The sequence below is a fragment of the uncultured Microbulbifer sp. genome, from assembly GCF_913055755.1.
In the GTDB taxonomy this organism is placed as follows: Bacteria; Pseudomonadota; Gammaproteobacteria; order Pseudomonadales; family Cellvibrionaceae; genus Microbulbifer.
Genome location: NZ_CAJXKH010000007.1, coordinates 48,953 through 71,858, shown reverse-complemented (window position 1 = coordinate 71,858; position 22,906 = coordinate 48,953). Strand labels below are relative to the sequence as shown.

The following is a 22,906-nucleotide window of genomic DNA, read 5'->3' as shown; positions in this document are numbered from 1 at the left end:
GAAACCACCAAGGCGGGTATTGTCTCGCCGGTGCTGCAGCCGGATGTGGCGCTGCTGGACGCGCAACTGACTGTCGGCCTGCCGCCGGCGATTACCGCGGCCACCGGGATCGACGCCATGGTGCACGCAATCGAGGCCTACACCTCTGCGCACAGGAAAAACCCGATTTCGGATATGCTCGCGCGCGAGGCGCTGAGACTGCTTGCGGGCAGTATTGCCTCTGCCACCCACGACGGCCACGACCTGCAGGCCCGCAGCAATATGCTGTTGGGGGCGCTGCTTGCGGGCCAGGCATTTGCCAACGCGCCGGTAGCGGCGGTCCATGCACTGGCGTATCCACTGGGCGGCCATTTCCATATCCCCCACGGCCTCAGCAACTCCCTGGTGCTACCCCAGGTGCTGCGTTTCAATGCGCCGCTGGCGGCGGATGCCTATGCGGAACTGGCGCCCTGTATCATGGGGGAGGCATTTACAGCGGGCCCCAGCGAGCTGGTTGCGGAACATCTGATCTGCTGGCTGCAAAACCTGATCCAGGAGCTGGGGTTACCGACCCGCCTGCGGGATTGCGGGGTAAAGGAAAGTGCACTGGAATTACTCGCCAGCGATGCCATGCAACAGCAGCGCCTGCTGGTAAATAATCCGCGCCCGGTTACCGAGCAGGATGCCCTGGCGATCTACCGCGCGGTTTACTGAGAATTTGAGCGATCTGATTTATGTCCGAACAGGCACCGACTCCGGAAACTTTTACCCGCGACCACTACCGCGTGTTTTACCCCATCACCACCCGCTGGCACGACAACGATATCTACGGCCACGTGAACAACGTGACCTATTACGGCTACTTCGACAGCGCGGTAAACCGCTACCTGATCGAGGAGGGCGGGCTGGATATTCACGGCGGTGAAGTCGTGGCGTTTGTGGTGAATTCCAGCTGCGATTACCGCGCGCCGCTGGCGTTCCCGCAGCAGCTGGAAGCGGGTGTCCGGGTGGAGAAGCTCGGCAACAGTTCAGTGGTGTACCGTGTCGGCATTTTCCGCAGCGGGGAACCGGAGGCCGCGGCCAGTGGCTCCTTTACCCACGTGTTTGTGGAAAAGACGGAAAACCGATCGGTGCCCATCCCGGAGAAGATTCGACAGGCCCTGACCCGTATTGGATAGAATACCTGTCAGATTTGATACTTTTCCGGAGTTACCGTGCGGGAATACCGTCCGCCTAGCGAGCCATTTCTCACCGTTGTCTATGTCGACGACGCACTGCTGGTGCTGGACAAGCCCAGCGGCCTGCTCACCGTGCCCGGGCGCGATCCGGCCCACAACGACAGCCTCGCCAGCCGCGCGCAGCAGCGCTATCCAGATGCGCTGATCGTGCACCGCCTGGATATGGATACCTCCGGTCTGGTGGTGATGGCCCGGGGCAAGGAGATGCACCGCCAGTTGAGTATCCTGTTTCAGAATCGCCAGGTGGAAAAAAGTTATCTGGCGCGGGTTTGGGGTGAACCCGACGGCGAGGCAGGGGAGGTAGACCTGCCGCTGATCTGCGACTGGCCGAACCGGCCGAAACAGATGGTGGATTTTGCAGTGGGCAAGCCCTCGCTCACCCAATGGCAGAAACTCTCCAGCGATGGCAATAGCTGCCTGCTGGAGCTGACCCCGGTAACCGGCCGTTCGCACCAGCTGCGCGTGCATATGCAGGCCCTCGGCCACCCGATTCTTGGCGATCCTTTCTACGCCCATCCCGCAGCGCTGGCCGCTGCACCGCGGTTATTGTTGCACGCGGCCATGCTGTCATTTACCCATCCCGCCAGTGGCGAGCGCATGCTATTTGAAAGCGCGCCGGATGCGCTGTTTGGTAAAGAGCGCTAGCCGTTACTCCGTCGCAGTACCCGGCATTGCCAGCATATCCTCGATCAATTCATCGATCTGTGCCCGGGTTACGTTGGGCATGCAGATCACATGACTTTCCCCATTGGCGGTGGCCAGCTGCCACTTCTGTTTCACCGACTCCGCCACTTGCGGGAACACCACGGTAATGGCGTTGGGATTGCGCCAGGCGCTGATGCCCGCGTGGCGCATCTGGGTTTCCGCGTAGCTGGCGGTGTCCAGTGAGCGCTGTACCCGTGCTGCCAGGCCCTCCACGCCCAGGGACTTGATGGTGTGCCACAGCACCAGCGGGGTGAAGCCGTTGCGCGAGCCGGTAATGGTGGTATCCAGGTTGCCGATGTAAGAAATGGAGCGGGCAATGCGGTCCACGTTGCACTTGCGTGCCAGCACAATGCCGCAGGGGATCGGCGAGCCAAAAAACTTGTGGCCGCTGATGGAAATACTGTCGGCACCATCGGCAAAGTCGAATGCCGGGCGCGGGTCCATAAACGGCGCCATACCACCGCACAATGCGGCGTCGCTGTGGATATAGCGCTGGCTGAATGCCATCTCGTCGAGGATGTTGTTGATCTTTTTCAGGTCATCCCGCGCTTCGGTCATGGTGGTGCCGATATTGGCGAAGATGATCGGCGGAATATCCCGGCGCGCGCGCAGGGTCTCGCGCAGGTCGTCGTAATCGATCTCGCCGTTTTTCTGCGAGCGGATCATGATGTGGCGCATGCCGAGAAAATGCAGGTTCTTGGCCACACTGTAGTGGGTGTCCTGGGAGTAGTACACGATGCCCTTGGGCAGCAGTTCGCGCGCGAGATAAAGCCCGTAAAGATTGCCCTCGGTGCCGCCGTTGGTGACATAACCCCACCAGTCGTTTTCCGGTGCGCGCAGCAGCTCGGCAAAAAACGTAATCACATCGCGCTCGAAGCCGCGGCTGTCCACCCGCCAGGTGGAATCGCTGAAGGGATCGCCCAGGTTGTTGAGCGGGTAGCGCAGAAACTCCACCAGGTCGTTGAACTCGAAGTCCTTGGAAACCGGGTAACCCAGGTAGGACTCGGTGTTTTTCTTGGTGTTTTCCAGGAATGCCTGCAGGCGTTCGCGGTCGGGTGTGGAGAGTGCCATCTTTGCTGACTCGTTTTTATTGGAATAAATATTCGGCGTTTAACGAGAAGGCAAAGTGCCGGGGCGAGTATTTCGAACCGTCGGCGACAGGGACGTCGCCGACGGAACGTACAGGGATGTATCCACAGTGTTTCGAAATACTCGCCCCGGTGCTTTGCCGCCCCGGGGCCAGCTTAAAATCACTGGCAGGGTGCGAAGTGCGTTACTTCTTACCTTTCATGGCGGCAGCGAGAATATCACCCATGCTGCCGCGGCCACCGTTACCGCCCTGTTGCTGACGGCTGCGGTTGTTGTGACGCTGCGCCTGACGGCTCTCGCGGTGGTCGCCTTTCTTGACGCCGCCGCTGCCCTGTTCGCCGGGCTCGTCACTCATGCGCATGGACAGACCGATACGCTTGCGCGCCACGTCCACTTCCATCACCTTCACCTTGACGATGTCGTTCGCCTTCACCACCTCGTGGGGATCCTTGACGAACTTCTCCGACAGCGCGGAAATATGTACCAGGCCATCCTGGTGTACACCGATATCCACAAACGCGCCGAAGTTGGTGACGTTGGTGACGGTACCTTCCAGCACCATGCCCGGACGCAGGTCCTTGATCTCTTCCACGCCCTCCTCGAACTTGGCGGTGCGGAATTCCGGGCGCGGGTCGCGGCCGGGTTTTTCCAGCTCGGCGATGATGTCTTTCACCGTCGGCAGTCCAAACTTGTCGTCGGTGTAGTCCGCCGGATTCAGCCTGCGCAGGAAACCGGAATCGCCGATCAGGCTGTTGATCTCGCGGCCGTTCTTCTCCGCGATGCGCTTCACCACGATATAGGACTCCGGGTGCACCCCGGACTTGTCCAGCGGGTCCTCGCCGTCGTTGATGCGCAGGAAGCCGGCCGCCTGCTCGAACGCCTTGGGCCCCAGGCGCGGCACGTCCTTCAGCTGGCTGCGGTTCTTGAAGGCGCCGTTCTGGTCGCGGTAGCTGACGATGTTGTTGGCGATGGACTGGCTGAGTCCGGACACGCGCGCCAGCAGCGGCGCGGAGGCGGAATTCAGTTCGGCGCCGACGCCGTTAACACAGTCCTCCACCACCGCGTCGAGGGAGCGCGCCAGCTGGGACTGGGAGACGTCGTGCTGGTACTGGCCTACACCGATGGATTTCGGTTCGATCTTCACCAGTTCCGCCAGCGGGTCCTGCAGGCGGCGGGCGATGGAGATGGCGCCGCGGATGGTCACATCCAGGTCCGGGAATTCCTTGGCGGCAAACTCGGAGGCGGAGTACACGGAGGCGCCGGCCTCGTTCACCATCACCTTCTGCGCGGTGAGTTTGAACTGCTTGATGGTCTCGCCGACAAACTTGTCGGTCTCGCGGCTGGCGGTGCCGTTGCCGATGGCGATCAGGCCCACGTCGTATTTCTTGCACAGCGCGGCGATCACCGCGGCGGACTCCGCCAGCTTGTTCTGCGGCGGATTGGGGTAGATGGCGGTGTGGTCCAGCACCTTGCCGGTGGCGTCCACCACCGCCACTTTCACGCCGGTACGGAGGCCCGGGTCCAGACCGATGGTGGCCTTCTGGCCGGCGGGCGCCGCCAGCAGCAGGTCCTTCAGGTTACGGGAAAATACCTTGATGGCTTCTTCTTCCGCCTTCTCGCGCAGCTGGCCCAGCAGGTCGGTTTCCAGGCTGGTGAGCAGCTTGATGCGCCAGGTCCAGCGCACCACTTCGCCCAGCCATTTGTCCGCGGGGCGTCCGTGGTCCTCGATCTCCACGTGGCGGGCGATCATGGTCTCGCAGGGATGGCCGGCGGTGGCGGGGCGCTCTTCGTCGCCGTCGAGCCCCAGGTTGATCGCCAGGATGCCCTCGTTGCGGCCGCGGAAGATCGCCAGGGCGCGGTGACTGGGCACCTTGGCCCAGTCTTCCGCGTACTCGAAGTAGTCGCGGAACTTGGCACCTTCTACTTCCTTGCCGTCCAGCAGCTTGGATTTCACCTGGCCGTCGCGGCTCAGGAAGTCCCGCAGCTTGCCCAGCAGTTCGGCGTCCTCGGCGAAACGCTCCATCAGGATGAACTTGGCGCCGTCCAGCGCCGCCTTGATGTCCTTTACATGCAGGGCGGCGTCTTCGTTGTCGCTGTTGAGGTACTTCTGCGCTTCCTCTTCCGGGTTCAGGGTCGGGTCGCCGTAGAGGGCGTCTGCCAGCGGTTCGAGGCCGGCTTCGATGGCGATCTGGCCCTTGGTGCGGCGCTTCGGCTTGTACGGCAGGTAGAGGTCTTCGAGGCGGTTCTTGGTGTCGGCGGCGTTGATCTGCTGCGCCAGTTCCGGGGTCAGCTTGCCCTGCTCGTCGATGCTTTTCAGGATCGCGGCGCGGCGCTCTTCCATCTCCCGCAGGTAGCGCAGGCGCTCTTCCAAGGTGCGCAGCTGGGTGTCGTCCAGTTCCCCGGTTACCTCTTTACGGTAACGGGAAATAAACGGAACTGTGGCACCTTCGTCCAGCAGTCCGACGGCGGCTGCGACCTGTTGCGGGCGTACGTTGAGCTCTTCGGCGATACGGGCGTTGATATCCAACATCTTGTTATTTACATCCTCGGATGGTGCGCTGGCCTCTGGCCATCAGGCGAAAATCGGGCGCGCGCTTCTGCCTCGGATGGCAGCGGAAAGTAGCGCGCAGCGGTCAAAAATGAGGGCGGCCATTATGGGCCAAGCGGCGGCGCGGACCAAGGCTGAATCCATGGCGAAAATGGCACACAACTCACGTTTGCGATCAAGTGCATTTAGTTGCGATGGCCTGCATCCGGGAGCGGTTTATTTATCGTCGAACTCCAGTAGAATGCGTAGCTAGTCAAAATTTGAACAATGGAAGTATTTGTGAAGCTTTCTAGAAAAAACAAAGTCTTAGGGATTGTGGTTGTTGCAGGTGTCGCAGCAGTAGCCGCTGTTTCCATGCTGGCGCCAAAGCCGGAGGAAAAAGTTGCCGAGGCGGCGGTGCCGCCCACGGCCGATATCCTGTATGCGGAACCCGGACGTCACACTCTGCTGGTGCCGAGCCAGGGCTCCGTGCGTGCCCGCCACGAAATTGAAGTGGTGGCCCGGGTAGGCGGTGTGATCGAAAGCGTTAACGGCGCCTTCGTACCCGGCGGATTTTTCCAGCAGGGAGACTCGCTGGTACAGATCGAGCCGGCTGACTACCGTCACGCCCTGACCCGCACCGAGTCCCAGGTGGCCAGTGCCGCCGCGACCCTGGCCCAGGAAGAGGGTATGGCCAAGCAGGCCAAGCGCGAGTGGCGCGACCTGGGTACGGACAAAGCCAACAACCTGTTCCTGCGCAAGCCGCAACTGGCTGCCGCCAGTGCCGCGCTCGAGGCCGCCAAGGCGGACCGCGACCAGGCCAGACTGAACCTGGAGCGCACCTCGGTGGAGGCGCCGTTCGCCGGCCGCGTGGTGGAAACCCTGGTGGATATCGGTCAGTACGTGACCCCGGGGACCAAGCTGGCACGGATTCACAGCACCGGTGTGGCGGAAGTGCGCCTGCCGCTGACCGATCACCAGCTGTCGCTGTTGGAACTGCCGCTGGGTCGCGCGATCGAGAACGGTCCCGCGGTGCGCCTTGCCGCCAACCTCGCCGGTGAAGAGCGCGAGTGGCGCGGCCAGATAGTGCGTACCGAGGCCGCCATCGACCCCAACAGCCGCTTTGTATACGCCGTGGCCCAGGTCCAGAACCCCTACCAGGGCGAGGCGCCGCTGATCAACGGCCTGTTTGTGGAAGCCCAGATAGCCGGCAAGACCTATGACGACATCACCCTGCTGCCGCGCCAGGCGCTGCACGAGGGGGATCATATCCTGGTGCTGAATGCAGAAAACCAGCTGGGTCACCGCGAGGTAGAGCTACTGCAGGCGGTAGGTGACCAGGTGTGGCTGCGCGGCAATATCGCCAGTGGCGAGCAGGTGGTCATTTCCAGTCTCGGCTATTCCCGCGAGGGCATGGTTCTGAGCCCCAACCCGCTGAACGAAAAGCCCTCCGGCCTGTATCTAGGTGAAAAGGCCGGGGAAGAACAGGAACCTGAAGCGAAGGCTGGTGGCAGCAGTACCGCTTCAGCCCAGGGAGCCTTCTGATCATGCAGGGCATTATTGGATGGTTCGTCCGCAACAGTAAGGCCGCCAACCTGCTGATGATCATGATCATCATCGGCGGCCTGTTCGGCATGTCCCATATTGGTCGCGAGGTGTTCCCGGCGATCAACCCGGGAGTGGTGCGGGTCAATATCAGTTACCCCGGCGCCGGCCCCGCGGAAGTAGAGCAGCAGGTAACCCTGCGGGTCGAACAGGCCATTTCCGAGGTGAAGGGCATCAAGGAGGTCAACTCCTGGTCCAGCCGCAGCAACAGCACCGTGCGTATCCAGGCGGTGGACGGCTACGACGAGCTGCGCCTGCTGAACGATATCAAGGTGCAGGTGGACTCCATCAACACCTTCCCCGCGGATATCGAGCGCCCGGTGATTGCGCTGGAGGAGTGGGAGCAGCAGATGATGATGATCGCCATCGGCGGTCCCGTCTCCCCGCGCCAGCTCAAGGAAACCGCCCTGGACCTGCGCGACAAGCTGATGCTGTTGCCCGGCGTGCGCCGGGTCGACGTGTGGGGCGATCGCGCCGACGAGGTCTCCATCGAGGTTTCCGAGATGGACCTGCGCCGCTACAACCTGTCGTTCGACGATGTCAGCAATGCGGTGCGCCGCTCCTCCCTGGACCTGCCGGCGGGCCGTGTGCGTTCCGACCGCGGTGATATCCAGGTGCAGACCCGCGGCCAGGCATACACCCAGGCGGATTTCGAACGCATTCCGCTGGTGAGCCGCAAGGACGGCACCCAGCTGCTGCTGGGGGATGTGGCGACGGTGATCGACGGCTTTGAGGAAGAGGGCTCGGTCATCCGCTTCAACGGCAAGCCGGCGATGAACCTGCGAGTGATGCAGGGCGAGCCGCTGGACGTGGTGGCGACCGCGGAAGCGATCCGCGAATTCATGAAGGAAGCGCGCGAGACCCTGCCCCCGGGCATGGAATTCGAGACCTGGTTCGACTTCTCCGATGCCTACGAAAGCCGCATGAGCATGCTGTTCTGGAATGCGGTTTCCGGCCTGGCGCTGGTGTTTGTATTGCTGATGCTGTTCCTGCGCCCGGCGCTGGCGGTATGGGTGACCGTGGGTATCTTTACCGCGTTTATGGGCGCCTTCTGGCTGCTGCCGGTGACCGGTATCACCCTGAATATGCTGTCGCTGTTCGCCTTCCTGATGATCCTCGGTATCGTGGTGGACGATGCGATCATCGTCGGTGAGGCGGTGCACGCCGCCCACGACCGTGGCGAGACCGGGCTCGAGGCGGCGGATGCGGGAGTGAAGAGCATTTCTGCACCGGTGATTTTTGCCGTGGTCTCCACCATGGTGTTCTTCGTGCCGATGCTGTTCCTGCCCGGTTACACCTCGCAGATGATGATGTCGCTGCCGGTGGTGGTGCTGTTGTGCCTGAGCTTCTCCCTGGTGGAGTCGCTGCTGATCCTGCCGGCGCACCTGGTGAAGCTCAAGCCGGAAGCGCCGGCCAGCTCGGGTATCGGCAAAAAACTGCAGGATGTGCGCAGCAAATTTGCCGCGGGCATGAAGATCGCCGGTGACAAGTACTATCTGCCGCTGCTGGAGAAATCCCTCACCAACAGTCGCGCCACGGTGATGATCTTCTTCATGGCGCTGGTGCTTTCCATTGCGCTGTTCAAGGGCGGTTACATCGGCTCGGCGTTCTCGCCGGAGGTGCCTTCCGACCTGTTGGAACTGCGCACTACCATGGCCCAGGGCGAGTCCTTCGAGGAAGCGCAGCGGGTGCTGGAGCAGTTCGAGACTGCGGGCAAGAAACTCGCCGAAGACCCGGAAATGCTGGCGCTGAATGGCGACCGTCCCTTTGTGCAGAACACCATGGCGTTCCTGTACCGGGGTAATGTCACGGTACTGCTGCAGTTGACCGAAGGTGAGCTGCGGGATGTGACTTCCGAGCAGCTGGCGATCAAGTGGCGCGAGTATGTCGGCAAGTTGCCGGCCAGTGTGGAAGAAATGAATATCCAGCACACTATCAACGATGGTGGCAAGGGTATGTCCCTGAACCTGAGCACGGCCTCGGGGAATATGGATGAGATGCGACGCGCTGCGGATGCGGTGAAGAAGGAGCTGAACAGCTTCGCCGGTGTTTACGACGTGCGCGATAACCTGATCAGTGCGCGCCAGGATATCGAGATCCAGCTCAAGCCCAATGCAACCAATATGGGTATCGGCCTGGCGGACGTGGCCAAGCAGGTGCGCCAGGGTTTCTACGGCCAGGAAGTGCAACGTATTCCCCGCGGCCGTGAGGACGTGCGGGTGATGGTGCGCTATCCGCAGGAGGAGCGCGCCAGCGAGGAGCAGATCGACCGTATCCGCATCCGCACCAGCGAAGGCGAGATTCCCTTCAGCGCGGTGGCGGAGGCGGTTTATGTGCCCGGTTACACGACTATTCGCCGCAATGACCGCGAGCGCACGGTGCAGGTTACCGCGGAGATGATCCCGGGTACCTCTCCGGCACACGAGATTCTGAAGCAGCTGCGCGACAAGAACCTGAAGAAGTGGGAGCAGCAGTTCCCGGGCTTCAGCCTGAAGACTGCCGGTGAGATGCAGGAAGAGGAGGAATTCGGTACCGCGATTCTGGCATTCTTCGTGCTGTCGCTGTTTGCGATCTACGCGCTGCTGGCGATTGCGTTCCGCTCTTACTCGCAGCCGCTGCTGATCCTCACCGCGGTGCCGTTCGGTTTCTTCGGTGCAATCCTCGGCCACCTGCTGCTCGGTTATGACATCAGCATTATGTCGATGTTGGGTTTCCTGGCTGCCGCGGGTGTGGTGGTGAATGACAACCTGGTGTTGATGGACCGTATCAACCAACTGCGCGCCGAGGGTGTGGCGGTGATGGAGGCGGTGGTGCAGGCCGGTCGCGACCGTTTCCGTCCGATTATCCTGACGTCCATCACGACCTTCGTTGGCCTGGTGCCGATCATGTTCGAGCGTTCCATCCAGGCGCAGTTCCTGATCCCGATGGTGGTGAGCCTGGCGTTCGGCGTTCTGTGCGCCACCTTCGTGACCCTGTTGCTGGTGCCGAACCTGTACAAGATCATCGAGATGCTGCGCATCAAGGTGAAGGGCGACAAGATCCACGACGAGCTGCCGGTCAGCTTCGAGAAGGTCTGATTGAGAAATAGTGGAGCACAGTGGCGGCCATTCGGTGGCCCTGTGCTCCACAGCCTCATCGGCAATCGTTCCGCACAGGGCCACCGAATGGCCTTAGCCTCCAGGTTCACTGGACACTACCTACAACTTCCTTCCTACCTGTATTACCCTTCACGCAATTCTGTTTCGCTTTTCAGGATCTACTGTTGCGTATCCCCCGTATTTTTTCCGCCGAGCCGCTGGCCGATAAAACCGAAGTCCAGCTGGATGAAGCCGCGTCCCGCCATCTGGTAAAAGTCCTGCGTCTGGGGCCAGGTCGGCCGCTGGTGCTGTTTGACGGCGAGGGTGGGGAATATGCGGCGGAACTGCTGGAGGCGGGCAAGAAGGCGCGGGTAAAAGTCGGCGACTATTCTGAAGGGGACCGGCAGTCGCCGCTGGCGATTACCCTGGCCATTGGTATTTCCCGCGGTGACCGCTTTGACTGGGTGATCCAGAAGGCGACCGAGCTGGGGGTGCGGGATATCCGGCCGCTGTTTAGCGAGCGCTGCGAGGTGAAGCTGTCCGGCGACCGCCTGCAGAAAAAACTGGGGCAGTGGCAGCAGATTGCGATCAGTGCCTGCGAGCAGTGTGCCCGCAACCGGGTGCCGCAGATACTGTCGCCGATGAAGTTGCCGCAGTTCCTGGATGCTGCGGGCGAGGACTCCCTGAACCTGGTGCTGCATCACCGCACCGAGGAAACCCTGGCGGGGCTCGAGCAGCAATTCGGTCGCCCGCAGTCTGTGCAATTACTGGTGGGGCCGGAGGGCGGGCTGTCGGCTGAGGAGATCGAGCTGGCGCTGAAGCGTGGATTTTACCCGATGCGATTGGGGCCGCGAGTGCTGCGCACCGAGACCGCACCGGTAGCTGCTCTGTCGGTATTACAGTTCCAATGGGGCGATTTTTAGTTCGTTTCACTTTGCAAGGAGCAAATAATGAAAGCGCTAGTCTGGCTGATCGGTGTCGCCATCACCGCCATGTCGATTCTGATTATTCTCAAGCCGCAGATTGCCCGGGATATGGGGGAGCGAATGAATCCGCAGATGTTCTACTTCGGCGCCTGGGCGCGGGTGGTGATCGGCATCGTGTTTCTGGTGATCTCCGATACCCGCAGCTGGGGCACCCTGTTCAATGTGCTGGGGATTTTCCTGGTTGTGATCGGCGCCTACGCGTTGCAGACCGGCTATGAGCGGACCAGGGAATTCGTGCTCGGTCTGGTGCACGGCAATGAAAACCTGGTGCGGGTCGCCGGTGCCGTCGGGGTTCTGGTCGGCATTTTGCTGATCTCTGCCACCTGATAAACAGTTGGAAGTTTGATGGAAAGTACCAGGTTAGTAATCTTCGATTGCGATGGCGTGCTGGTGGACAGCGAATCCATTGTCTGCCGTGTGCTGGCGGAGGAAATGACAAAGCTGGGGATGCCCGCCACCGTGGAGGAGCTGGACGAACAGTTCAGCGGCCGGCCGTCGCAGGATTGCATTGTCGATATCGAAAAGCGCTATGGCGGGCCGCTGCCGGAAGCCTATTTTCACAATACCGAGCGTCGCATTCGCGAGGCCTTTCACAGCGAGCTGGAGCCGGTAACCGGCATCCGCGAAGTACTGGAAAAACTGTCGACCACGGACCTGCAGACCTGTGTCGCGTCATCCGGCCCCCACGCGAAAATGCAGGTCACCCTGAACAAGACCGGCCTGTGGGATTATTTCGACGGGCGCATTTTCAGTGCCGAAGATGTGGGTCGCGGCAAGCCGTGGCCGGACCTGTTCCTGCACAGCGCGCGGCACTTTGAGGTGGATCCGGCGCACTGCCTGGTGGTGGAGGATTCCATCGCCGGGGTGAAGGCTGCGGTCGCCGCCGGCATGCCGGTGATTGGTTACAGTCACAACAGCAACCGCGCGCGCCAGCTGGAAGCCGAAGGGGCGCGGGTGATCAATGACATGCAGTTGCTGCTGGATTATTTTTGATAGCCGGAGGTTTTATCAACCGCAGCGCAATCACCGGGTCAGGTTGATCTCCACCGAGGCGCTGCGCCGGGTGTCCTTGTCGTCCACAAAGGTGCGGGTGTAGCGCACCGTGTAAATGCCGTTGGCAATCAGCTCATCCACCAGCCCCGGCGGCAGGGTGACGGTTTCCCGCAGGGTCTCGCCCGCACTGGCTTCCAGCGGCTTCACCACTTCGTATACTACCTGGTCTCCCACCACAAACTGGCCGCTCTCGGAATAGGCGGTGATACTGCCCAGGTCTCCATCCAGGCTCCACACCGTCATCAGTTGGCGGGATTTGCCGCTCACGGTCTGCTGCGGCGGACTCGCCTGTACCTGGGCCAGGCGGCCACTGGCGTCCAGGTCGAACAGGATATGGTTGGAGAGGCTACCCGCAGCACCGGCGAATACCCGGCGATAACCCACCCTGCGCACTCCCTGGCGATGCCACTTGCGCGCCTGTTCAGCGGAGATTTGCACCACTTCCGAAACTTCGCCGCGGTCACCACTGAACTCGAGAATCCGGTCCACCACAGCCAGTTCCTTGTTGTTGTCCAGATTGACGAATACGCCCCGGGGCGAGGCGGCACCGCCGCGGCTGGCCACACGCCAGGTGATCTGCTCCCGGTAGCCCTCGCTGGCGTTGAGCCAGGCATCACCGGGATCGACGGTCACTATCTGCTGGGCGAGGGCTGAACCCGCGGTCACCAGCGCCGCCAGGCCGAGGCTGAGTAGGGATTTTCTGGCCACGATCTTCTCCACGCATTGCGGTGTGCTATTAGCACAATCCTAAGGTGCCGGGGGCAGCGACAAAACCGGGATAAAAACTCGGAATAAGCCGCCCCCGCAAAGCCCGTTGCCAGCGGTGGTCTACAATGAAGCTGACGCCATTCCGACGACTGCTGTGACGGAGGCCTCCATCCACATGTTTACACTGCGGCGAAAGCCGATTCCGGTCTGCCTGTTGCTGCCCCTGGCCGCGCTATTGCTGACGGGTTGCCCGGACCCGATGAAGAAGTACACCCTGGCCCCGCGGGAACTGGTCGCCAATGGTGCGGGTGAAAAATCCGCGCGTGAAGCGGCACCTTTTGGCGACGATATGGTGCGCTACCTGATGGGCAAACCGCGGGCGGGCGAGGGTGAATTCGTTCTGAAAGTGGACTTTGAACCCGGTGGCTTTGCTCCGGTGATGAACACCCTTGGGGACGTGGAAGCGCTGCTGGTGATCATGCGGGACTTCCCCTCGCTGGAAATTGCCATCGAGGGGCACACCGACAACGCCGGGGATTCCAAGAAAAATCGCAAGCTGTCCCAGTGGCGCGCCAACTGGGTAAAACAGTTCCTGCAGGAGCGGGGCATCGCCGAGGAGCGGATCACCGCGGTGGGTTTCGGGGATTCAGATCCGGTTGCCGACAACAGTACCGAGCAGGGACGGGAGCAGAACCGGCGCCTGGTGGTGCGGATTGTGAATTACGACGGCAAGCCGGTAAATGTGCGGCTGCAGCGCGAACGATAATCTCTGCTTGCCACGGAATAACGACCTCAGCCCTTTTTCGCCAGGTACAGGAAACACAGCGCGAGCCCCGCAAGGCCCAGCCAGGGGGCCAGCGCAACGTCGCCGAGATAGGGCACCTTGCCCGGTGCAGTGACCGCAAGAATGGCGACGATAACGCCCATCAGTGCCTCGCCGGTGATCAGGCCTGATGCCAGCAGCAGGCCATCCCCTCCGGCTTCTTCTCCCTGCCCGGTGCGGCCAGCGCGGCGCCGCTGCTGCCAGTGTGCCAGCAGGCCGCCGAGGAATATCGGAATGGAGAGACCGAGTGGCAGGTAGACGCCCACGGCAACGGCGAGAACCGGAAATCGGAAGTGCGCGCCGCGGCTCTTCTGGATCTGGTCCAGCACGATCAGCAAGACCGCGAGACCAAAGCCGATAAAGATAAAGTTCCACTCGATGCCCGCGCCGAAAATACCCGTGGACAGGTCCCGCATCAGACTCGCCTGCGGTGCCGACAGGGGCGTTGCCTCGGGATTGACCGGGCTGACCCGGCCGATGCCGTAACCCTGGTCCAGCACCGACAGCACCAGCGGGATGGCACCGGCAGCGGCGCAGACACCGATAATCTGGAAAACCTGCTGCCGCCAGGGGGTGGCGCCGAGCAGGTGGCCACACTTCAGGTCCTGCATGTTGTCGCCGGCAATGGCGGCGGCGGAACAGATCATCCCCGCGAGATACATCACCGCGATGGGACCGAGCTTACCGGCGATGCCCTCGTTGCCCATCAGCTGCAACAGGATCAGCGCGGAGACGATCACGGTGGCAATGGTGACACCGCTGATGGGGTTGTTACTGGAGCCCACCAGACCGGCCATATACCCGGCCACCGAAGCGAACACGAAACCCAGCACCAGCATCAGCAGCGACATGATGCCGGCAATCCAGAAGCGCCCTGGGTAGCCGTCCAGCGCGTACAGGAAAATAAAGTACAGCGGCACCGCCGACAGCAGCACCAGCAGGCTCACATAGGGAATCGGCATGTCCTGTTCGGTGCGCAGGGCCACCTGGCCGGCCTTGGCCTGGCGGTGCGCGTGCAGCGAGGCCCTGACCCCTTCGACCAGCGGGCGCGCCAGGGTAATCAGTGACCAGACTCCCCCCACCATCATCGCGCCGACGCCGATACGCCGGCACTGCTGCCAGGAGGCCCCGGCCAGATTCTCCCAGTCCTGCGCCGACCAGCTGCCCATATCGCCAGTGACCCCGGCCAGCGCCATCAGCTCGTCGCCATTGACCAGCCAGTTGAGCGGCACGCCGATGATGGTGCCGATAACACCGCCGAGAAATACCAGTACCGCCACATTGAGGCCGACGATATAGCCAACGCCGAGCAGCGCCGGGCTGAGGGTAATGTCGCCGGTGAATAGCCAGTTGCCGCCCAGCCAGTGCCTGGTGGTAGCGACGCCCCCCGCAAGCAGGCCGACACCGGACTCCAGCAGTTTGATCAGGCCGCCGAGCCCGGCGGCCACCAGCAGCACGCGGAAACCGCGCTTGGCTTCCGCGTTGGGACGGTACTCCGGGTGGTCCTTGTCGGTCTCGATGCCACCGGTTTTCAGTACCTGGGCGGTGGCCATGCCCTCGGGAAACGCCAGTTCCGTTTCCACGATCAGCGCCCGGCGCAGGGGAATGGTGAAGGCCACCCCAAGCACCCCGCCAAGAATGCCGATCAGGGCCATGGTGCCCCAGTGGTAACCGGCCCAGGCCCCCATCATCACCAGCGCCGGCAAGGTGAAAATAATTCCCGCCGCCAGGGATTCGCCGGCGGAGGCGGCGGTCTGCACCATGTTGTTTTCGAGAATGGTGGAGCGGCGGAACAGGCGCAGAATGCCCATGGAGGTGGCAGCGGCGGGAATGGAGGCGGAAACGGTGAGGCCCACCAGCAGGCCGATATAGGCGTTGGCGGCGGAGAGCACCGCCGACAGCAGTGCCCCCAGGATCAGCGCCTTGATGGTGATTTCGCTGATTACCCGCTCCGCGGGGACAAGGGGACGGTCGGCCATAGGCAACTCCCTGTCGCTGGCTTTGAAGTTATTTTCCCCTTTAGATAGCAAAAAAAGGGGCCATTGGCCCCTTTAATGCGCAGCCCGTATGGTAAATACGGGAAATCGGCGGCTTATTCCTCGCCTTCCTTGTAGCCCAGGGCGCGCAGGATATCGGCGCTCGGGGATACCTGGTTCATGGTGTAGAAATGCAGGCCCGGTGCGCCGCCTTCCAGCAGGGTTTCACACAGGTCGGTGACAATCTCCAGTCCTAACTTCTTCACGTCTTCCGGATTGCGATAGCTTTCCATGCGGTATTTCAGCCAGCGGGGAATTTCTGCGCCGCAGTTGCGGGAGAAGCGCGCCAGGTTGGTGAAATTGGTGATCGGCATGATGCCCGGGTAAATGGGCGCATCGATGCCTGCCTTCTCACACTGGTCCAGGAAGTAAAAGTAAGCATCCGGGTTGTAGAAGTACTGGGTCAGCGCACTGTTGGCACCGGCCTCGAACTTGCCTTTCAGGAAGCGGATATCGTCGTCGTAGCTCTCCGCTTCCGGGTGGATCTCCGGATAGGCGGCGACTTCCAGATGGAACTGGTCACCGGTGTGGCGGCGAATGAACGCGACCAGTTCGTTGGCGTAAACCAGCTGCGCCACGGACCCCATGCCGGAGGGCATATCGCCGCGCAGCGCAACGATGCGATCCACGCCGGCTTCCCTGTAGCGCTCGAGCAGGCCGAGCACGGTTTCCTCATTGTCACCGCCGAACGACAGGTGCGGAGCAATGGAGATGCCGTCCTTGCGCAGCCCGGTCACGATATTGGCGGTGGTGTCGCGGGTGGTGCCGCCGGCACCGTAGGTGACGGAGAAAAACTCGGGGTTGAATGCCTGCAGTTGTTCGCGGGTCTGATACAGCTTTTCCCGGCCCTCTTCGGTCTTGGGCGGGAAAAATTCGAAGCTGATGCGTAATTCACTCATGGTCTTGTTCCATTCCCTCGGGCTGGATTCCGGTCTGCGCCGGAATGAGGTCCACGCGTTTGCGCGAGCGTCATCCCGGGCTCGACCCGGGATCCAGTACGGAGGTCAATTAATACTTGTAACTTTCCGGCTTGTAGGGGCCGTCTACGGAAACGCCGATGTACTTGGCCTGGTCTTCGGTCATGCGGGTAATCACGCCGCCGAAGCCCTGCACCATGTACTTGGCCACTTCCTCATCCAGATGTTTCGGCAGTACCTTCACGTACAGAGCCGGGATTTTGTGATCCGCCGGCAGGTCGCCGAACTTTTCCTGGAACAGGTGGATCTGTGCCAGCACCTGGTTGGCAAAGGAACCGTCCATGATGCGGCTGGGGTGGCCGGTGGCGTTGCCCAGGTTCACCAGGCGGCCCTCGGAAAGCAGCAGCAGGTGATCGTTGTTTTCCGCGTTGCGCACAATCTTGTGCACCTGCGGTTTTACTTCCTGCCACTCCCAGTTCTTGCGCATGAAAGCGGTGTCGATCTCGTTGTCGAAGTGGCCGATATTGCACACCACCGCGCCGCTCTTCAGCGCCTTCAGCATATTGGCATCGCACACATTGACGTTGCCGGTGGTGGTTACCAGCAGGTCGGTATGGGCCAGCAGGTCGCTGTTGATACAGGACGCTTCGCCGTTGTTGACGCCGTTTACGTACGGGGAAACCAGTTCGAAGCCGTCCATGCACGCCTGCATCGCGCAGATGGGATCCACTTCGGAGACCTTTACGATCATGCCTTCCTGGCGCAGGGAGGCAGCGGAGCCCTTGCCCACATCGCCGTAGCCGATTACCAGCGCTTTCTTGCCGGACAGCAGGTGGTCGGTACCGCGCTTGATGGCGTCGTTGAGGCTGTGGCGACAGCCGTACTTGTTGTCGTTCTTGCTCTTGGTGACCGCGTCGTTGACGTTGATCGCGGGTACTTTCAGGGTGCCCGCCTTCAGCATGTCCTGCAGGCGGTGCACACCGGTAGTGGTTTCTTCACTGATGCCGTGGCACTTGTCGAGCAGTTCGGAATATTTGCGGTGCAGCAGCTCGGTGAGGTCGCCGCCGTCGTCCAGGATCATGTTCGGCTGCCAGCCGGCAACATCCGCGCCCACGGTGCGTTCCAGACACCACTCGTACTCTTCCTCGGTTTCGCCTTTCCAGGCAAACACCGGAATGCCGCGGGCGGCGATGGCGGCAGCGGCGTGGTCCTGGGTGGAGAAGATATTGCACGAAGACCAGCGCACTTCCGCGCCCAGCGCCACCAGGGTCTCGATCAGCACCGCGGTCTGGATGGTCATGTGGATACAGCCCATGATGCGGGCGCCTGCCAGCGGCTGCTCGGCGCGGTATTTTTCCCGCAGGGTAATCAGCGCGGGCATTTCGCCTTCGGCGATTTCAATTTCCCGGCGGCCCCAGTCGGCCAGGTTGATGTCGGCAACTTTAAAATCTTTGAATTCGGTGTTCATCTGGTTCATTAAAAATCCTGAATTTTTCGCTGTTGTTGTACTGAGCGATTTAACGCGGGCTTGTGGCCCGCGTGTTCAAATCAAAGGCCTGCCTGTGCGCGCAGGGTATCCGCCTTGTCGGTTTTTTCCCACGGGAAGGCGGTGAAGGTTTCGGTCTGCTGGTGGCCGCTGCTGTCGACCCAGTTGTAGGTATGCTCGAACGGCTCGCGGCCGAAGTGGCCGTAGGCAGCGGTGAGCTGGTACATCGGGTGCAGCAGGTCCAGCGCCTTGGAGATGGCGTAGGGGCGCAGGTCGAAGTTTTCCCGCACCAGCTCGATCATCTTCTCGTCGCTCACCTTGCCGGTGCCAAACGTATTGATGGACACGGAGGTGGGCTCCGCCACACCGATGGCGTAGGACACCTGGATCTCACAGCGGTTGGCGAGGCCAGCGGCGACGATATTTTTTGCCACATAGCGGCCGGCATAGGCCGCGGAGCGGTCCACCTTGGAGGGGTCCTTGCCGGAAAAGGCGCCGCCGCCGTGGCGGGCGGAACCGCCGTAGGTGTCGACGATGATCTTGCGCCCGGTGAGGCCGCAGTCGCCGACCGGGCCGCCGATCACGAACTTGCCGGTGGGGTTGATGTGGAACTTGGTGTTTGCGTGCAGCAGTTCTGCCGGCAGCACGTGGTGCACGATCAGTTCCATTACCGCTTCGCGCAGGTCGTCTTGGGAAACCTCCGGGTTGTGCTGGGTGGACAGCACCACCGCATCGATCGCGCAGGGCTTGCCGTTTTCGTCGTAGCGGAAAGTGACCTGACTCTTCGCATCCGGGCGCAGCCACGGCAGCAGGCCGGATTTGCGCGCTTCTGCCTGGCGCTCTACCAGGCGGTGGGCGTAGTAAATCGGTGCGGGCATAAAGGTGGGGGTTTCGTCGGTGGCGTAGCCGAACATCAGGCCCTGGTCACCGGCACCCTGGTCTTCCGGCTTTACCCGGTCCACGCCCTGGGCGATATCCACGGACTGCTTGCCGATCACATTGATCACACCACAGGTTTCGCCGTCGTAGCCCACCGCGGAGGAGGTGTAGCCGATATCGGTAATCACCTTGCGCACTAGGTCTTCCAGGTCGACCCAGGCGGCGGTGCTGATTTCACCGGCGATCACTGCGACACCGGTTTTCACCAGCGTCTCACAGGCAACGCGGGCATTCTTGTCGCGTGCCAGCAGGGCGTCCAGAACTGCATCGGAAATCTGGTCGGCGATTTTGTCCGGATGGCCTTCGGAAACGGATTCCGAAGTAAAGATGCTGTATTCACTCATTGTGATTTCTCCATTTGCGCCGTGGCGCTCCTTTTTTCCGCTGCTGGCGGAATGCGAAACTTACAAAGTGTTAAACCCACCTGATAAGGGAACCAGGTAATCAGGGCTTAACAAATTCCTGAATTTGAATCTGAAACCCGTTGCGCAGTGCACTGTGCACACTGCGGCCTTTGTGCAGGCCAACTTCTGCAGCCCATTCAACCAGCTGCTGTGGTGCAAACCCCAGCCACAGGTCGCCGCAGGCTTCACGCGCCCAGTCCTGCTTGTGATCGTGCAGATCCGTAATCAACAACTGCCCGCCGGTCTTCAGGGCTTTCTGTAAATCGTGAAATATCTGCGCCGGCTCCGGCGTATGGTGTAGCACCATATTCACAACTATGCAGTCCGCGCTCTCCGGGCGGGACGCCGCGGCGCGGGTGTCGTCGCACACAAACTCGATATTCTGCAGTCCCTTTTCGTCGGCAAACTCCTGCGCCCGCTCGAGCATGGTGTTGGAGAGGTCCAGCGCCGTCACCGTGCCGAAGCGGCTCGCCAGCTCTTGCAGGAACTCGCCCTCGCCGGGGCCCACTTCCATTGCGTGACGTCCCGGTTTCAGCAGCTGTGCTACCTGGGGGCCGTAGACGCTATAACTGGCGATCAACTCCTGCTGTTCGCGAAAACGATTGCCGTAATCGGCAAAGAAGCGCCGCGACGCCTCCGCGCGTTCGGCGGCAATCTGGGCCACGGTCTGCGCGCGGGCCTCGGTCAGGGGCAGCAGGTCCAGGCCCGCAAACAGCTGCTGCAGCAGTTCGCTGGCGGCGGTGCGGCGGTAGAACAGGTTGTTGCCCTCGCGGCGCTTGCTCACCAGCCCCGCCTGGGCGAGTACCTTCAGGTGGTGGGACAGCGCCGGCTGGCGCAGGTCGAAGATGCGACACAGCTCCAGCACGCTGTAGGAGTCCTGGCTCAGCAGGCGCAGTATCTCCAGGCGCAGCGGATCGCCAGCGGCCTTGAGGGTCGCTGCCAGCTGTGGAATCTGGTCGCTGGGCTGGCCCGCCTGGGCGCTACTGGAATCAAGCATGCCGCGGAGTCTAGCAGCGCCCCGAATCTATATCAAAGTTTTTTGATTTAGGTGTATTAAAATTTTTTGATACAGCTGTAACCATTGTTCATTCAGGTAGCCAGATTGCAGGTTGTTAGGAAAATGTTGCTGTCAGCGACCGCTATTTGCTCCTCTGACCTTTGCGCCGGCGGGCCGATTACGGGAAAATACGCCCCCGTTTTGTCCCCGGTCGCCACCGGTAGCGGCAACTCGAGGTAGCGGAAAACTGGCCGCCAGAGCCGGGCCCGCAGCGCATCTGATGAACCGAAGATCCCCAAACCGAGAAATCTCCCTATGTCTTCTACTCCGTCTCGCACAGAAAAGGCCAACGCCATCCGCGCCCTCGCCATGGACGCGGTCCAGAAAGCCAAGAGCGGCCACCCGGGCGCGCCCATGGGTATGGCAGATATCGCCGAAGTGCTGTGGAACGACTACCTGAAACACAATCCGGCCAACCCCGAGTGGGCGGACCGCGACCGCTTCGTGCTGTCCAATGGCCACGGTTCCATGCTGCTGTATTCCCTGCTGCACCTGACAGGCTATGACCTGTCCATCCACGAGCTGCAGAACTTCCGCCAGCTGCACTCCAAAACCCCGGGCCATCCCGAATACGGATACGCGCCGGGCGTGGAGACCACCACCGGCCCGCTGGGCCAGGGCATCACCAACGCCGTGGGCATGGCGCTGGCAGAAAAAGTACTGGCCGCCCAGTTCAACCGCGAAGGCTACGAGCTGGTGGATCACCACACCTACACCTTCCTCGGCGACGGCTGCCTGATGGAGGGCATCTCCCACGAGGCCTGCTCCCTCGCGGGTACCCTGGGCCTCGGCAAGCTGATTGCCTTCTATGACGACAACGGCATTTCCATTGACGGTGAAGTGGAAGGCTGGTTCACCGACGACACCCCGAAGCGCTTCGAATCCTACGGCTGGCATGTGATCCCGGGCGTGGATGGCCACGACGCGCAGGCGATCAAGGCCGCGATCGAGGAAGCCCGCGCGGAAACTTCCAAGCCCACCATCATCTGCTGCAAGACCGTGATCGGCTTCGGCTCCCCCAACAAGCAGGGCCGCGAAGAGTGTCACGGCGCGCCGCTGGGTGACGACGAGATCGCGCTGGTACGCGAGACCCTGGGCTGGAAATACGAGCCCTTCGTAATCCCGGAAGACCTGTACCACGCCTGGGACGCGCGCCCCAAGGGCGAGGCCCAGGAAGAAGAGTGGAACGACATCTTCGAAGACTACAAGGAAGCGCACCCGGAACTGGCGGCCGAGTTCGTACGCCGCACCAAAGGTGAGCTGCCGGCAGACTTCCTCGCCAAGGCCGACGAGTACATCAAACAGTGCCAGGCCGACGGCGAGAAAATCGCCTCCCGCAAGGCGAGCCAGAATGCGCTCAACGCCTACGGCCCGCTGCTGCCAGAATTCCTCGGCGGCTCCGCCGACCTCGCAGGCTCCAACCTCACCATCTGGTCCGGATCCAAAGGCGTGAGCGCCGACGACGCCGACGGCAACTACGTCTACTACGGCGTGCGCGAATTCGGCATGAGCGCCATCATGAACGGCATCGCCCTGCACGGTGGTTTCGTCCCCTACGGCGCCACCTTCCTGATGTTCATGGAATACGCCCGCAACGCCGTGCGCATGGCCGCACTGATGAAGCAGCGTGTAGTGTTCGTCTACACCCACGACTCCATCGGCCTCGGCGAAGACGGTCCCACCCACCAGCCGGTAGAGCAGCTCACCGCGCTGCGCTCCACCCCGAACCTGCACACCTGGCGCCCCTGCGACGCCACCGAATCCGCGGTGAGCTGGAAAATGGCGGTGTCCCGCAACGACGGCCCCAGCGCCCTCATCTTCAGTCGCCAGGGTCTCGCCCCGCAGCCGCGCAGCGATGAACAGCTGGCCGCCGTAGAGAAGGGTGGTTACATCCTGCGCGACTGCGACGGTGAACCGGAAGCCATCATCATCGCCACCGGCTCCGAAGTGGAACTGGCCGTAGCTGCCGCCGACCAGCTCGCCGGTCGCAAGGTGCGCGTGGTCTCCATGCCCTGCGCCGAAGCCTTCTCCGCCCAGAGCGCCGACTACCGCGAATCCGTACTGCCTTCCGCCGTGCGCGCCCGCGTCGCGGTAGAAGCTGCGCACAAGGATTACTGGTACAAGTTCGTCGGCTTTGACGGCGCCATCATCGGTATGGAAACCTTCGGTGAATCCGCACCGGCCGGTGACCTGATGAAAGAGTTCGGCATCACCGCCGAGAAAGTTGCGGAAGCGGTTGAAGGACTGCTGAAGTAACAAAGCGCTGACTGCTGATAC

General features: G+C 61.8%; 18 protein-coding genes. 10 read left to right on the top strand and 8 right to left on the bottom strand.

The window, feature by feature from the left end; genetic code table 11:
• From QZ511_RS02945 to QZ511_RS02935, 3 genes are all read left to right on the top strand, one after another.
• Positions 1-693, top strand: a 693-nt coding sequence (locus tag QZ511_RS02945) for an iron-containing alcohol dehydrogenase (protein ID WP_295798703.1), incomplete at its 5' end; no start/stop codon positions are given.
• Between the two features lie 20 nt (positions 694-713).
• The gene (locus tag QZ511_RS02940) at positions 714-1,157 is read left to right on the top strand and encodes a thioesterase family protein (protein ID WP_295798700.1); all 444 of its coding nucleotides are present in this window, start codon (positions 714-716) and stop codon (positions 1,155-1,157) included.
• 36 nt (positions 1,158-1,193) lie between these two features.
• Complete coding sequence (locus QZ511_RS02935) at positions 1,194-1,862, top strand: pseudouridine synthase (protein WP_295798698.1); 669 nt, start codon at positions 1,194-1,196, stop codon at positions 1,860-1,862.
• Positions 1,863-1,865: 3 nt separating this feature from the next.
• On the opposite strand, the gene QZ511_RS02930 is transcribed toward QZ511_RS02935, so the two are convergent.
• Together QZ511_RS02930 and QZ511_RS02925 are read right to left on the bottom strand one after the other, a co-directional pair.
• A complete protein-coding gene (locus tag QZ511_RS02930) occupies positions 1,866-2,993 on the bottom strand; it encodes a histidine decarboxylase (RefSeq protein ID WP_295798695.1) in 1,128 nt (375 codons plus the stop codon).
• Between the two features lie 202 nt (positions 2,994-3,195).
• Positions 3,196-5,541 carry a Tex family protein gene (locus QZ511_RS02925; protein WP_295798693.1) on the bottom strand — a complete coding sequence of 782 codons (2,346 nt, stop codon included), beginning with the start codon at positions 5,539-5,541 and terminating at the stop codon, positions 3,196-3,198.
• 372 nt (positions 5,542-5,913) lie between these two features.
• Here QZ511_RS02925 and QZ511_RS02920 point away from each other — a divergent pair, with 372 nt between their 5' ends.
• The 5 genes from QZ511_RS02920 to QZ511_RS02900 all read left to right on the top strand — a co-directional run bounded on the left by QZ511_RS02920 (position 5,914) and on the right by QZ511_RS02900 (position 12,199).
• Positions 5,914-7,083: an efflux RND transporter periplasmic adaptor subunit gene (locus tag QZ511_RS02920; RefSeq protein ID WP_295798690.1), complete on the top strand. Its 1,170-nt coding sequence runs from the start codon at positions 5,914-5,916 to the stop codon at positions 7,081-7,083.
• 2 nt (positions 7,084-7,085) lie between these two features.
• A complete protein-coding gene (locus QZ511_RS02915) occupies positions 7,086-10,220 on the top strand; it encodes an efflux RND transporter permease subunit (RefSeq protein ID WP_295798687.1) in 3,135 nt (1,044 codons plus the stop codon).
• Positions 10,221-10,405: 185 nt separating this feature from the next.
• Positions 10,406-11,143, top strand: a complete 738-nt coding sequence (locus tag QZ511_RS02910; protein WP_295798684.1) for a 16S rRNA (uracil(1498)-N(3))-methyltransferase — start codon at positions 10,406-10,408, stop codon at positions 11,141-11,143.
• A 27-nt stretch (positions 11,144-11,170) separates the two neighbouring features.
• Positions 11,171-11,533, top strand: coding sequence for a hypothetical protein (locus tag QZ511_RS02905; protein WP_295798681.1), 363 nt, complete (start codon positions 11,171-11,173; stop codon positions 11,531-11,533).
• Positions 11,534-11,551: 18 nt separating this feature from the next.
• Positions 11,552-12,199, top strand: a complete 648-nt coding sequence (locus QZ511_RS02900; protein ID WP_295798676.1) for an HAD family hydrolase — start codon at positions 11,552-11,554, stop codon at positions 12,197-12,199.
• A 30-nt stretch (positions 12,200-12,229) separates the two neighbouring features.
• On the opposite strand, the gene QZ511_RS02895 is transcribed toward QZ511_RS02900, so the two are convergent.
• A complete protein-coding gene (locus QZ511_RS02895; protein ID WP_295798673.1) occupies positions 12,230-12,967 on the bottom strand; it encodes a hypothetical protein in 738 nt (245 codons plus the stop codon).
• Between the two features lie 175 nt (positions 12,968-13,142).
• Between QZ511_RS02895 and QZ511_RS02890 the strand changes: the two genes are divergently transcribed.
• Positions 13,143-13,733: an OmpA family protein gene (locus QZ511_RS02890; RefSeq protein WP_295798669.1), complete on the top strand. Its 591-nt coding sequence runs from the start codon at positions 13,143-13,145 to the stop codon at positions 13,731-13,733.
• A gap of 26 nt (positions 13,734-13,759) precedes the next feature.
• Here QZ511_RS02890 and QZ511_RS02885 read toward each other — a convergent pair whose 3' ends face one another.
• The 5 genes from QZ511_RS02885 to QZ511_RS02865 all read right to left on the bottom strand — a co-directional run bounded on the left by QZ511_RS02885 (position 13,760) and on the right by QZ511_RS02865 (position 20,569).
• Positions 13,760-15,769, bottom strand: a complete 2,010-nt coding sequence (locus tag QZ511_RS02885; RefSeq protein WP_295798666.1) for an OPT family oligopeptide transporter — start codon at positions 15,767-15,769, stop codon at positions 13,760-13,762.
• Between the two features lie 113 nt (positions 15,770-15,882).
• Positions 15,883-16,725, bottom strand: coding sequence for a methylenetetrahydrofolate reductase [NAD(P)H] (metF, locus tag QZ511_RS02880; RefSeq protein WP_295798663.1), 843 nt, complete (start codon positions 16,723-16,725; stop codon positions 15,883-15,885).
• Positions 16,726-16,834: 109 nt separating this feature from the next.
• The gene (gene ahcY, locus QZ511_RS02875; protein WP_295798659.1) at positions 16,835-18,220 is read right to left on the bottom strand and encodes an adenosylhomocysteinase; all 1,386 of its coding nucleotides are present in this window, start codon (positions 18,218-18,220) and stop codon (positions 16,835-16,837) included.
• A gap of 71 nt (positions 18,221-18,291) precedes the next feature.
• Positions 18,292-19,512, bottom strand: coding sequence for a methionine adenosyltransferase (gene metK / locus QZ511_RS02870; protein ID WP_295798657.1), 1,221 nt, complete (start codon positions 19,510-19,512; stop codon positions 18,292-18,294).
• Positions 19,513-19,612: 100 nt separating this feature from the next.
• Positions 19,613-20,569: a metalloregulator ArsR/SmtB family transcription factor gene (locus tag QZ511_RS02865; RefSeq protein ID WP_295798653.1), complete on the bottom strand. Its 957-nt coding sequence runs from the start codon at positions 20,567-20,569 to the stop codon at positions 19,613-19,615.
• Between the two features lie 315 nt (positions 20,570-20,884).
• Between QZ511_RS02865 and tkt the strand changes: the two genes are divergently transcribed.
• Positions 20,885-22,885 (top strand): transketolase, encoded by a 2,001-nt coding sequence (tkt, locus tag QZ511_RS02860; RefSeq protein ID WP_295798651.1) that lies wholly within the window; start codon positions 20,885-20,887, stop codon positions 22,883-22,885.
• The last annotated feature ends 21 nt before the right edge of the window (positions 22,886-22,906 follow it).